Annotated in this window: 1 protein-coding gene; it reads right to left on the minus strand. The window is 60.5% G+C overall.

From position 1 onward, the window contains the following. Positions 1-263 (minus strand): VCBS domain-containing protein (locus tag AF337_RS14475; protein WP_202813701.1); only part of this gene is annotated, 263 nt, incomplete at both ends.

The raw sequence follows: 263 nt of genomic DNA on the forward strand, positions 1-263 counted from the left end.
GCGCCGTCGGAGACCTTGTAATATTGGAGTTTCTCCGTGATATGCTCGCCGTCGTTGAGGCCCGCCTTTACGGCCGGATCGAGATCGTAGGTGAAGCTTCCATCTCCTGCGAAATGGAAGGTGCCGAATTCACCCGCCACGTCGGTTGTCTGCCCTTGCCCCTGACCGGCAGGAATGCTCGTGCCCTCGACCGAACGCAGGAAAAGCGTGCCCGCCTCTCCAGCGTGATCATTGGCAAGCACGTTGCCGGCCATCTCGCTTCC

The organism is Rhizobium ecuadorense, from assembly GCF_001187535.1.
GTDB classification, from domain to species: Bacteria; Pseudomonadota; Alphaproteobacteria; order Rhizobiales; family Rhizobiaceae; genus Rhizobium; species Rhizobium ecuadorense.